Raw genomic sequence first — 11,105 nt, 5'->3', positions numbered from 1 at the left:
GCGCTGTTGAGTTCTCAAGAAGCAACCGCTAACCCGTATACAAGCCGACCAGATCCAACCGGTCCCGCTCTTCTATCGAGGCGGCGTCTCCGCTTTGTTGTGTCTCCAATTTATCAGGTCTTCTTGGTTCCGCCAAATCGGCGTTTCCTCGAAAATCTTCTGATAAACATTTCCGAAATCTCTTGTCGGAGACCCAAGAGAAGAGATTACCAGCTTCGGCGAGTGCGTCCGCCGGTGATCCTCGGATTGCTGCCCTACGGTCCTGCCGCCGGGGTCCTCGACCACCGGCCGCCCCGTGGGGCATGGGTAACAATAGGCTCCGCGCACAGGGGCGTCAAATCAGCACCCGGGCCCCGGACGGAGGTCCTGGTGCCGGACTGCGGGCCTTGCAGCAGGCCCCGCGCCACCCGCGCTCACCCGGGCCGGGGAGGGCCCGCGCGGTACGTCAGGTTTGTTTGTCGCAGTGGCATACCTGCCCCTGCCGTTCCTTGGCTAAACACGTCCCCGCCAAAGATTCTTCTCGGCCGCCCTCCTCGCCGGCGGCTCCCGCTTGGGGGCGCGGACGACGGAGGGTGCCCGCCCGAGTCACGGCTCGGACAGGCACCCCGCGGCGGATGCGCTCCGGTTACGGGCGCAGCAGCACCCCGCCGACGTTGCGCTTGCCGCGCCGCAGCACGAGGTAGCGCCCGTGCAGCAGGTCGACCTCCGACACCCGCGCGTCCACGTCGGTGACCTTGGTGTTGTTCAGGTAGGCCCCGCCCTCCTGGACCGCACGGCGGGCCGCCGACTTGCTGGGGACCAGCCCCGTCGCGGCGAGCAGGTCGACCACCGGCGGCAGCGACTCCGCCGGTCCGGCCGCCTCGGTGTTGGGGACCTCGGCCAGTGCCGCCCCCAGAGTGGCCGGGTCGAGCGCGGCGAGGTCCCCCTGGCCGAACAGCGCCCGGCTGGCCTCGATCACCTTGCGGCACTCCTCCGCGCCGTGCACCAGCGTGGTGAGTTCCTCCGCCAGCGCCCGCTGGGCGGCGCGGGCCGCGGGCCGCTCGGCGGTCTGGCGCTCCAGCTCCTCGATCTCGGCGCGGTCGCGGAAGCTGAACACCCGCAGGTAGCGCACGACGTCGCGGTCGTCGGCGTTGAACCAGAACTGGTAGAACGCGTACGGGCTGGTGAGCTCCGGGTCCAGCCACACCGTGCCGGTCTCGGTCTTGCCGAACTTCGCGCCGTCGGCCTTGGTCAGCAGGTTGGTGGTCAGGCCGTGCGCCGGGCCGTGCGGCTCGTTTCCGGTGAGGCGGCGGATGAGGTCGAGCCCCGAGGTGATGTTGCCCCACTGGTCGCTGCCGCCGGTCTGCAGGGTGCACCCGTAGCGGCGGTAGAGCTCGACGTAGTCGTAGGACTGAAGCAGCACGTAGCTGAACTCGGTGAAGCTCATGCCGGCGCCGTCCAGCCGGGACCGCACCGTCTCCCGGGCCAGCATCTGGTTGACGCTGAAGTGCTTGCCGACGTCGCGCAGCAGCTCGATGGCGGAGAGCGGTCCCAGCCAGTCGCGGTTGTTCGCGAGCACGGCGTCGGTCGGCTCCGGGGTGGCGCCGTCGGGCGCGAACCGCAGGAAGGCGGAGAGCTGGCTCCCCAGCACGCCGACCCACTGCTCGACCGTCTCCACCGAGTTGAGGCTGCGCTCAGCGTTCGGCTTGGGGTCGCCGATCAGGCCGGTCCCGCCGCCGACCAGGGCGATGGGCCGGTGGCCGGCGCGCTGGAAGCGGGCGAGGGTGAGGATCTGGGTGAGGTGCCCGACGTGCAGGCTGCCCGCTGTCGGGTCGAAGCCGCAATAGACGGTGACCGGACCATCGGCGAGCGCCTTGCGAAGTTCGTCAAGGTCGGTCGTCTGCGCGAGCACCCCGCGCCATTCCAGTTCGTCGATGATGTCAGTCACTGTGGTCTTTCCGTCGCTCTGGTGACGTGCTGGCCCGCCCGCGGGCTGGCGGCCCGCTCGGACGCCCTCTACGGTATCCGCTCGTCCGCTGCGGCGATGCCGCCGGCTGGCCAGGCACCCCACGCTGGCAGGGCCGTTCTCCCACCGCGGAGTGTCGGCCGCCGGGCGCGGCGGGGCGCAGCGCCACACCGTCCGAAACCCGCCCCCCGTGGCCACATCCGGACGCCCTATGTAACCCGTTATTCACGCACCGCTATTGCCTGGGCCGCTCCCGCAGATGAAGGTGTCTACGTCCGAAAGCACCCCCCGCTCACGCTTGGAGACCCCGATGCGATCCCCTGTCGCCCGCGCCGCCGGCCTGTTCACGGCCACCGCGGCGTCCCTGCTCCTCGCCCTGGGCCTGGCGCCGCCGGCGTCGGCCGCCCCGCCTCCGCCGCCGAGCCTCTCGCAGGCCCGCAGCCAGCTCGCGGCGCTGACGGTCGAGTCCGAGGGCGCGGGCTCCGCCTACGACCGCGACCTGTTCCCGCACTGGATCGCCGTGGAGGGCAACTGCAACGCCCGCGAGTACGTACTGCGCCGCGACGGCGCCAACGTCACCGTGGGCAACGACTGCTACCCGACATCAGGGACGTGGACCAGCCCCTACGACGGCGTGCGGACGAGCACGCCCTCGCAGGTGCAGATCGACCACATGGTGCCGCTCGCCGAGGCGTGGCGCTCTGGCGCGGACACCTGGACGACCAGTCGGCGCCAGTCGTTCGCCAACGACCTGGACACCCCGCAGCTGTGGGCGGTGTCCGGCTCCAGCAACCAGTCGAAGGGCGACAAGGACCCCTCCGAGTGGCTGCCGCCGTCGACCTCCATCCACTGCACCTACGTCCGCAGCTGGATCAACGTGAAGTACGTGTGGAACCTCAGCGTGGACTCCGCGGAGCGGTCGGCGCTGCAGAACGTGCTCGACACCCGGTGCTGAGCGGCTGAGCCGCGGCTTTGGAGGGCCGGCACCCCGAGCGGGTGCCGGCCCTCCCCCGCGGCCGGGTGGCGGCGCGCGCTACAGCGCCCGCAGGCCGTCCAGCACGGCGCGCAGCACGTCCTCGCCCACGGCGGCGCCGCTCACCGCCGGGCGGCAGTGCCGCATGGCGCCGTCGGCGATCATCCCGGCGACCAGGAGCTTGACCACGTTGAGGGGCAGCTGGAGCCGGGCGGCCAGCTCGACGATCGTGCGCGGCCGGTCGCACCAGCCCAGGGCTGCCTCGTGCTCGGGGCGGAGGTGGTCGGTCTCGTCGGGGGCGCGGGTGGCGACGACCAGGCTGAGCATGTCGAGCCCCGCGTCGTCCGCCCCGGCGACGGCCACCGCGAACGGGCGGACCAGCCGGCCTGGGTCGGCGTCGAACGCGTCGTCACCGGTCACCGCGGCACTCTCCCGGCCCCGTTGCGCCGTCCGGGTCGGCGGCCTGCCGGGGGACCGTCTCGCGCACCCGCTCGTTGTCGGGCCGCACGTCGCGAAGCAGCGCTTCGGGGAGGATCGCGGTCGCGCGGGTCCCGCCGTAGGGCGAGGGGCGGAGCCGCACCCGGACGCCGTGCCGGGCCGCCAGCCGCGCGACGACGAAGAGCCCGAGGCGGGGTTCGTCGGGCAGCGCCATCACGTCGAACTCCGGCGCCTCGGCGAGGGTACGGTCGGCCTCGGTGTAGGCCTCGTCGGTCATGCCGAGCCCGCGGTCCTCCACGTCGATGGCGAGTCCGCCGGGCACCCGACCGCTGTTGACGTCCACCGGGGCACCGGCCGGCGAGAACTGGGTGGCGTTCTCCACGAGCTCGGCGACGAGGTGCACCACGTCGGCCACCGCGACACCGCGCACCCACACCTTGGGGGCGGACCTGAGCCGCACCCGCTGGTAGTCCTCCGTCTCGGAGATGGCGGCGCGCAGCACGTCGACGAGGGGCAGGTGCTCACGCCAGCGGCGGGCGGAGGGGGCACCGCCGAGGATGATGAGGTTGTCGGCGTAGCGGCGGCCCCGGGTGGCGAGGTGGTCCAGCCGGAAGAGCTTCTGCAGCCGGCGGGGGTCCTCCTCCTCGTACTCGATCTCGTCGAGCAGCCGGAGCTGACGCTGGACGAGGGCCTGGTTGCGGTAGGCGATGCCGAGGAACACCCGGTTGGCGCCCTCGCGGATCTCAGCCTGTTTGACGGCCGCGCGGACCGCGGTGCGCTGGGCGGTGTTGAAGGCGTCGGCGACCTCGCCGATCTCGTCGTCGCCGTAGGACAGCGGCGCGAGTTCGGCCTCGACGTCCACCCGGCGGCCGCCCTGCGCGCGGGCGACGATGTCGGGCAGCCGGGTCTCGGCGACCTCCAGCGTGTCGGCGCGCAGCCGCTGCAGCCGCCCGGTCAGCCGGCGTGCGGAGCGCAGGGCGACGACGATCGCGGTGGCTCCCGCGACGAGCGCGACCAGGCTGCCGCCGACGTTGACGAGGATGCGGTGGCGGACCGCCGCCCACGCGCTGTCGATGGACGACTGGACCTGCGCGATGACGACGTCGTGGAAGAGCGGCGCGGCGGCCGAGGAGGAGGCGTCCCACTCGCGCTGCCCGACCGGTACCTCGGTGTTCCAGCCGGCTGGCCGGCCGGGCGTACCGCCGCCGTTGACGGGCTCGCGCATGACGACCGCCTGGCTGAGCCGCGTCACCGCGATCCACTCGGCGTCCTCGCGCATGGCGTCGTAGCGGGCGCGCACCGGCGGCGCCAGGTGGCGTTCGGAGTCGCTGAGCACGTCGCGGTAGGAGGCCGTGAGATGGACGAAGTGCGCGCTCTCCTCGTAGGTCATGGCGCCGGCCGCGATCACGCCGCTGAGCAGGGCGTCGGCCTGGGAGTAGTAGTCGCGGGCCCGCATCAGCTGGAGGGCGAGCACCCCCTCGGTGAGGCTGCGCTCGTCGTTCAGCCGCATGACGATGGCGTCGGAGATCAGGTGGATGTCGTCGATGAGGTCGGTGTAGCGGCTGAGCGCCGTCTCGCGGTCGAGGCGGCCGGCCGAGACGCTGCCGCGCAGCGCGGGGAGCTCCTTCCAGCTGTCGAAGAAGTCCCGGGTGCGGTCGCGGATCTCTGGTTCGCCCCGGTCGAGCAGGTGCGACGCCTGCTCGTAGGCGGCGCGGAAGGCGGCGTCGGTACGGGCGCGCTGGCGGTTGAGCCGGTCGGCGGCCGGCCGGTCGGTGTCGCCCAGGTAGACCTGGCTGGCCCGGCGCTCATGGCGCAGCTCCGCCGCGATGGCGCCGAGGCTGACCACGCCGTCGGTGCCGTTGAGGGTGGCCAGCGCGAGCGCCGCGGTCTGCGCGCTGCCCGCCGCCGCGATGGTCGCCCACAGCAGCAGGAAGCTGACGCTCGGGATCAGCACGTTGCGTGTGAGCTGGCGCCGGATGCTGTTCCGCCCGCCGGCCGCGTGTCGTGTACCCATGGCCCCTCCCCACATGGACGGGCGCATGGCGCGAGAAGCGAGGGACCGGCACGTGGATCGGGTCCGGTTGAGGCCATGACGCCCAAGCGCACATGACGCTATCGGATGCCGTGGCGCTGCGTGGTGGCATCGTCACTATTCGTTGGCAGGCGCCTTTCACCCGCGGGCATGGCTCCGCCGCCGTGGCGGCGACGCGCGGTACGGAAGGCGCGCCGCCGCGACGGCGGCGGGGATGGGGTCCGGCGGTCGTTCAGCTCTCGGGGCGGTGCCGCGACCCCACGGGCGCCGGCAGCTCGTCCAGCGTCGGCGGCTGCTCGATGCCGAGGGCGTTGAGGACCTCGGCGTAGCGCAGCGCGGCGATCTTGGCGAGCGTGCTGTGCGCGCCGAGCGGCGCGCAGACCCGGGCCCCGTAGCGGCGCGCGACGTCCTCGACCGCCGACATCGGGTACTCGGTCCCGATGATGCTGGGCGCGAGGACGGTGCGCACGGACCCGGCACTGCGCATCTGGCCGAAGACCTCGTCCAGGTGCGCCTGGTCCTCCAGGTCGACGGGGAGCACCGTGATGCCGAGCCGGGCCGCGAGCAGCACGGCGGTGACGCCCGCGGAGCTCACGGCGTCGGCGCCGCCGACGGAGCCGACGACCACGCCGTCGGCCATGCTCCCGGTGGCGGCGACCACGCTGATGAGCCGCATGCGGTCGGCGCGCACGAAGCCGCCTTCGGCGAGGCGCAGGTGCAGCACCTCGGCGAGCATGGGGTGCGGGCCGAGCCCCTCGGTCACCCGGGCGCTGACGCCGGTGGCGGAGACGGTGGTGTTGATGGCGTGCAGGGTCGCGGGGTGCGAGGCGGAGACCAGCGGCACCACGACGGCGCGGATGCCGCGTCCCTCGCCGGTCTCAAGGCCGGCGAGGGCCTCGGTGAGCGGGTGCTCGTCGCCCTCGGTGTAGCCGAAGCGGATGGCGACCTCGGGCCGGTAGGCACGGACCAGGTCGACGACCTGCTGGCCGTACCCGCCGGGGTCGGCGGTGCCGGGGATGGCGAGCACCAGCGTCGGCGTACCGACCCAGCTGTCGAACGACAGCGGGTTGCGATGCCGGCCAGAGCGGCGCCGAGGCAGGTCGCGCGGAGGGAGTCTGTCCGGTTTCTGGGTACTGTCAGGGTTCACGCGAAAATGCTAACGACTCGGAAGCGATGATCTTGCCCTCTGTGCGGTCCCGGTGACGGTGCCGGGAGGCGCGCCGGGCGGTGATCCGGGCGGGTGCGGCGCGGCCGTCAGCCGCTCAGCGCCAGGCTGCGGCGCCGCATGACGTGCTCGACGAGGGTGAGCAGCACCTCCTTGCCCGACTCGCGGCGGCGGGCGTCGGCCATGACGATCGGGACGTCGGCTCGGACGTCGAGCGCCTGGCGGACCTCCGCCTCGGTGTAGGCGGCGGAGCCGTCGAAGCGGTTGACGGCGATGACGAACGGGATGTCGCGGCGCTCGAAGAAGTCGACCGCCGGGAAGCAGGTGTCCAGCCGCCGGGTGTCGGCCAGGACGACGGAGCCGAGCGCGCCCTGGGCGAGTTCGTCCCACATGAACCAGAACCGGCCCTGGCCCGGCGTGCCGAAGAGGTAGAGCACGACGCTGTCGTTGACGGTGATGCGGCCGAAGTCGAGGGCGACCGTGGTGGTGGTCTTCTGCTCGACGCCGGCGAGGTCGTCGATCCCGAGGCTGGCCTCGGTCATGACCTCCTCCGTGCTCAGGGGCGTGATCTCGCTGACCGATCCCACCATCGTCGTCTTGCCCGCGCCGAAGCCGCCGGCGACCAGGATCTTGACCGCGAGGGGGATCTCGGGGTCGCCCGGTCCGGGGTCAGAGCCTACGGATGCCATCGAGTACCGCCTGGAGTACGTGCTTTTCGGGGAGTTGCGCGGTGGGCAGCGGGGCGCGGGCCAGCATGGCGCCCCTGGCGATCAGGTCGCTCACCAGGACTTTGACCACGGTGAGCGGGATGTCGAGGTGCGCGGAGACCTCGGCGACCGACACGGGTCCGGTGCAGAGGTCGAGGATCGCCAGGTGCTCGGGCTCCAGGCCCACGGTGTCGGGCGGTCTTCGGGCGGCGACCACGACGGTGATCATGTCGAGCTCGGCCCGGTCCGGCCGCGTGCGGCCACCGGTCATGGCGTAGGGGCGCACCAGCGGGCCGGCGGCAGCGTCGGTGAGGGAGAAGCCGGGGCCGCCGGGCCGCGCCGCCGGTCTCCGCCCGGGCAGCCGGCCGCCCGGGGCGCCGGAGCGGTGACCGGGACCGCCCTGCGCGCGCGGCTCCGGCAGCGGCGCCGCGCCCGGGTCGTCTTCAGCGGGGATCATGCTCCGGTTCCGCCCGGGGACGCGGCGGTCTCGGGGAAGCGCGGGGCCGTGCTGAGGAACTGCCCGACCCGCTTGATCCGCATGTTCATCTCGTAGGCGACGAGGCCGACGTCGGCGTCCTCGGAGGCGAGCACCGCGAGGCAGGCGCCCTCGCCCGCGGCCGTGACGAACAGGTAGGCGTGCTCCATCTCCACGATGGTCTGCCGGACCGCGCCGCCGCCGAAGTGCCGGCCGGTGCCGCGCGCCAGGCTCTGGAAGGCCGAGGCCACCGCGGAGAGGTGCTCGCCGTCCTCGGTGGACAGGTCCCGCGACCGGCCGATGAGGAGGCCATCGGCGGACAGCACGATGGCGTGGTCGGCGCCGACGACGCGGTCCACCAGGTCGTCGAGCAGCCAGTTCAGGTCGCCTGTGACGTTGCTCATCTCACCATCATTCGCTCTCGTATGAGTGGTCACCGCCCGGCCGGCCGGCTCGGCCGCCGACGGCCGGTCCGCGGTCGGTCGGCAGGTCACCGGCCCCGGGGCGGTCGGCTCCGCCGCGCGCGGGGGCATGGTCGTGTGCCGAGCCGGATCCGGCTGCCTCCGCGTCGCCCCGCACCGGCCCAGGGCGGTCGGGCGGTGCCTCCTGGGTCTCGCGGGCCCGCCGGGTGCCGCTCTGGAAGGCGCTCAGCATGCGGCGCACCTCCTCGGGCGAACGCGTGCTCTCCCGGGCCTGGCCGGCGGCCTCGGCGGGGCCGGGGTCCTGCCGGAGCTGGGGAGCGAGGTGGGCCTGTCGGCGGCGCTTCGGGAGCGGGGGTCGCTCGTCGGGGCCCGAGGGGGCCGCGGTGCCGTCCGGGGCCGCGGGTGGCGTGGGAGCGGGCGCCGGGACGCCGCGCGGGCGCCGGACCGGCAGCGCGGGCCGCTCGGCCTCGTCGCGCGGTGCGGTCTGATCCCCCCATGCGGGCTCCGCCTCCCCTCCACGCCGTTCGGGAGGCTCCTCCTCCCGGCCCGTTCCGTTATACGGCACGGAGTCGCCCGGCCGCCCGGAGTTGGCGGAAGTGCTGGTCACCGGCCGCGCGTGGCGCGGGAGCCGGTCGGCGTCCCCGGTGCCCGCGGCGGGCTCGCCGCCGACCGGGCGGGGGGCCGGGTGCAGCCGGCGCGGTGCGGCTGACCGCCCCTCCGCCGGGTCGGCGTCCTCCGGCGCCAGCAGGTCGCCGGGCCGCTCCCCGCGCTCGTACCCGGGCAGCGGCGCGTCCGGCCACGCGGGCTCGGCCTCGCGTTCCCGCCGGGTCGGCGGCGGCGCCCCCTCGGGAGCGGCCGTCAGCGTCGAGGGGATGAGGATGACGGCGCGGGTGCCGCCGTAGGGCGAGGGGCACAGCTGGACGGCGATGTCGTGCTTGGCGGCCAGCCGCGCGACCACGAACAGGCCGAGCCGGGAGTCCTCGTTCAGCGCCATGACGTCGAACTCGGGGGCGTCGGCCAGCGTCCGGTTCGCCGCCGTGTAGTCCTCCTCGCTCATGCCGAGTCCGCGGTCCTCGACCTCGACGACCACGCCCTTGGGGACGATCTCGCTGTGGATCTCGACCTTCGTGTGCGGCGGCGAGAAGGCGGTGGCGTTCTCCACGAGTTCGGCGACCAGGTGGATGATGTCGGCGACCACGGCGCCGCGCAGGGAGAGCGTGGGCACCACGCGCAGCTTGACGCGGGCGTACTCCTCGGTCTCGGAGACGGCCCCGCGCAGGATGTCGACCAGCGGGATGGGGTTGCGCCAGCGGCGGCCGGGCTGGGCGCCGCCCAGGATGATGAGGTTCTCGGCGTTGCGCCGGCCCCGGGTGGCGAGGTGGTCGAGCTGGAAGAGGTCCTCCAGCAGGTCCGGGTCCTCCTCCTGGCGTTCCACCCGGTCGAGGAGCTGGAGCTGGCGCTGCACCAGGGACTGGTTGCGGTGCGCGATCCCGAGGAAGACCCGGTTGGCGCCGGCGCGGATCTCGGCCTGCTTGACGGCGGCGGCGATGGCGGTGCGCTGGGCGATGTTGAACGCGTCGGCGACCTGCCCGACCTCGTCGTCCCCGTGGTCGAGCCGGGTGACCTCGGCGTCGACGTCGACCGGCTCGCCGTCCTGCAGGCGCCGCACGATCCTGGGGAGGTCCTCCTTGGCGAGGCCCAGGGTCTCCTCGCGCAGCCGCGCGAGCCGGTGGGTGAGCCGGTTGGCGGAGCGGGAGGCGACCCCGTAGGCGAGGGTGCCGGCGAACATGGCGATGATGCCGCCGCCGACCGCGACGGTGAGGATGCGGGCCGCCGCGGTGTCGGTCGCCACGACGGCGGCGTCGACCTGCTGGTCGGCCAGGGCCACGAGGGCCGCGTCGACTCCGTCGGCGGCGGCCCGCCAGCGCTCGGCCGCGCCGGGGAGCTCGTCGGAGCGCTGCTGCTCGCCGGTGACCGGGTCGACGGTGACCTCGGGCTCCTGCTCGCTCACCGCCCGCGCGACGGCGTCCAGCTCCCGCCAATCGGCGCTGTCGAGGAGCGCGCCGTGGCTGGCGGCGGGTTCGCCGGCGAGGTCGACGCCGGCGGAGTCGAGGTGCTCGCGCAGGCTGGCGACGAGGCCGGTGAACCGGCTCCGCTCGGCGGGCGTGAGCTCGCCCGCGACGATCCCCGCGGAGAGCACGGCGTCGGCCTTGGCGAGGAGCTCCTGGGTGTGCATCAGGTCCACCGCGGTGTCGGCGGCGGCCACGGCGGGGCCGTCCTGCAGGCCGCGCCCGCGGGCGTCGTACAGCCGGTGGCCGCGGGCGATGAGGTCGCTGTAGCGGTCGACGGCCTCGCCGCGCTCGACGGCGCGCCCGGTCACCTCCTCCCGCAGGACCGGGCGGTCGTCCAGCGCGGTGAAGAGCTCGTCGGCGCGCTCGGCGTCGGTGTCGCCGTAGCTGGGCTGCTCCTCGCGGCCGCCCATGGCGCGGACCGCCCGGTCGGTGACGGTGACCTGCTCCTGGAAGGCCTGCAGCCGGCCGTCGGAGGGGGCGGCGAGGTACTCGGCCGCGAGCCGGCGCTCGCTCTGCAGCTCCACCATGGCGTGGTGCAGCAGTACGCCGCTCTCACCCTCGGCCGTGGCGGCGCGCAGTGAGAAGGCCTGCACCAGCGTGGCGCCGCTGAGGGAGACGAACAGCAGGAGGAAGGTGATGCTGGGTATCAGCACGATCCCGTTGAGCTGGGATCTGATACCGCGTCCGCTGCCACCCGACTGGCCCATTCAGCTCCTCCCACCGCGGGGCACCCCGGTGCCGGACGCACGGGGGGATTCACATCGGCCCGAGGGCGGGGGAGGAGGGGGCAGGGCAGCTCTTCCGCACGCGGCCGGCCGCAAGCCGGCGTCTCCCCCGTTCGGCACGGAGCCGTCCCGTCGCGCATACCGGAGGGCG

Annotated in this window: 9 protein-coding genes; 1 reads left to right on the top strand and 8 read right to left on the bottom strand. The window is 73.8% G+C overall.

Annotated elements, in window-relative coordinates; translation table 11 throughout:
- Positions 1-625: 625 nt before the first annotated feature.
- Entirely contained in the window at positions 626-1,927 is a 1,302-nt protein-coding gene (gene tyrS, locus DEF28_RS11475) for a tyrosine--tRNA ligase (protein WP_114400264.1), read from the bottom strand.
- Between the two features lie 328 nt (positions 1,928-2,255).
- On the opposite strand from tyrS, the gene DEF28_RS11470 reads away from it, so the two are divergent.
- Complete coding sequence (locus tag DEF28_RS11470; protein ID WP_114400263.1) at positions 2,256-2,900, top strand: HNH endonuclease family protein; 645 nt, start codon at positions 2,256-2,258, stop codon at positions 2,898-2,900.
- Between the two features lie 78 nt (positions 2,901-2,978).
- Here DEF28_RS11470 and DEF28_RS11465 read toward each other — a convergent pair whose 3' ends face one another.
- From DEF28_RS11465 to DEF28_RS11435, 7 genes are all read right to left on the bottom strand, one after another.
- Positions 2,979-3,338 (bottom strand): DUF742 domain-containing protein, encoded by a 360-nt coding sequence (locus tag DEF28_RS11465; protein ID WP_114400262.1) that lies wholly within the window; start codon positions 3,336-3,338, stop codon positions 2,979-2,981.
- Positions 3,328-5,370, bottom strand: coding sequence for a sensor histidine kinase (locus DEF28_RS11460; RefSeq protein WP_114400261.1), 2,043 nt, complete (start codon positions 5,368-5,370; stop codon positions 3,328-3,330). Before DEF28_RS11460 ends, DEF28_RS11465 begins: the two co-directional genes overlap by 11 nt.
- Positions 5,371-5,620: 250 nt before the next feature.
- The gene (locus DEF28_RS11455) at positions 5,621-6,535 is read right to left on the bottom strand and encodes a sirohydrochlorin chelatase (protein ID WP_114400260.1); all 915 of its coding nucleotides are present in this window, start codon (positions 6,533-6,535) and stop codon (positions 5,621-5,623) included.
- Between the two features lie 107 nt (positions 6,536-6,642).
- Positions 6,643-7,242, bottom strand: a complete 600-nt coding sequence (locus tag DEF28_RS11450; protein ID WP_114400259.1) for a GTP-binding protein — start codon at positions 7,240-7,242, stop codon at positions 6,643-6,645.
- Positions 7,223-7,714 carry a DUF742 domain-containing protein gene (locus DEF28_RS11445; protein ID WP_374058238.1) on the bottom strand — a complete coding sequence of 164 codons (492 nt, stop codon included), beginning with the start codon at positions 7,712-7,714 and terminating at the stop codon, positions 7,223-7,225. The genes DEF28_RS11450 and DEF28_RS11445 overlap by 20 nt, the downstream gene beginning before the upstream one ends.
- On the bottom strand, positions 7,714-8,139 hold the full coding sequence (locus tag DEF28_RS11440) for a roadblock/LC7 domain-containing protein (RefSeq protein ID WP_114400257.1): 426 nt from the start codon (positions 8,137-8,139) through the stop codon (positions 7,714-7,716). The genes DEF28_RS11445 and DEF28_RS11440 overlap by 1 nt, the downstream gene beginning before the upstream one ends.
- A gap of 7 nt (positions 8,140-8,146) precedes the next feature.
- Entirely contained in the window at positions 8,147-10,936 is a 2,790-nt protein-coding gene (locus DEF28_RS11435) for a sensor histidine kinase (RefSeq protein ID WP_233515242.1), read from the bottom strand.
- Between the last annotated feature and the right edge of the window lie 169 nt (positions 10,937-11,105).

This window comes from Marinitenerispora sediminis (genome assembly GCF_003336425.1).
GTDB classification, from domain to species: Bacteria; Actinomycetota; Actinomycetes; order Streptosporangiales; family Streptosporangiaceae; genus Marinitenerispora; species Marinitenerispora sediminis.
The sequence above is the reverse complement of the archived record's forward strand: the minus strand, read 5'-3'. Positions and strand labels throughout refer to the sequence as shown.

What these genes read in the sequence shown, in the direction of transcription:
- DEF28_RS11470 (WP_114400263.1), top strand. Translation starts at nt 2,256, where the DNA reads ATGCGATCCCCTGTCGCCCGCGCCGCCGGCCTGTTCACGGCCACCGCG.
- DEF28_RS11460 (WP_114400261.1), bottom strand. Translation starts at nt 5,370, where the DNA reads ATGGGTACACGACACGCGGCCGGCGGGCGGAACAGCATCCGGCGCCAG.
- DEF28_RS11450 (WP_114400259.1), bottom strand. Translation starts at nt 7,242, where the DNA reads ATGGCATCCGTAGGCTCTGACCCCGGACCGGGCGACCCCGAGATCCCC.
- DEF28_RS11440 (WP_114400257.1), bottom strand. Translation starts at nt 8,139, where the DNA reads ATGAGCAACGTCACAGGCGACCTGAACTGGCTGCTCGACGACCTGGTG.
- DEF28_RS11435 (WP_233515242.1), bottom strand. Translation starts at nt 10,936, where the DNA reads ATGGGCCAGTCGGGTGGCAGCGGACGCGGTATCAGATCCCAGCTCAAC.